The sequence below is a fragment of the Paraburkholderia sp. J69-1 genome, assembly GCF_905220255.1.
Taxonomy (GTDB): domain Bacteria; phylum Pseudomonadota; class Gammaproteobacteria; order Burkholderiales; family Burkholderiaceae; genus Paraburkholderia.
In genome coordinates, this window is sequence record NZ_CAJMZG010000111.1 from 1 (window position 1) to 308 (window position 308).

A 308-nucleotide genomic window follows, 5' to 3' on the forward strand; every position below is an offset into this window, starting at 1 on the left:
TGACCTTGCCCGCGAATTTCGTATCCGCTAACCGAGCGATTCTCATGCCGCTTGCTTTCGTTGTGCGGCGTGCCAGTCTTGTTCAAATTGCATTGGACTGACGTAGTTCAACGTCGAGTGCAGACGCCCATGATTGTATAAGCTCAGGCAATCAAGTACCTCGTCCATCGCCTCGCGACGCGTCGCAAAGCGCTGGCCGTGAATGCGCGCTTGCTTGAGCGATCCCCACAGGCTCTCGGTTGGCGAAGTGTCCCAGCAGTTGGCCTTTCTGCTCATCGAACAACGCATGCCGTAGCCCTTAAGCAGCG

The 308-nt window shown here is 56.5% G+C and carries 1 protein-coding gene; it reads right to left on the reverse strand.

Annotation, left to right across the window (positions count from 1 at the left end):
- Positions 1-42 precede the first annotated feature (42 nt).
- The coding region (locus tag U5A67_RS40620; protein ID WP_321818854.1) for an IS3 family transposase at positions 43-308 on the reverse strand (266 nt) is incomplete at its 5' end.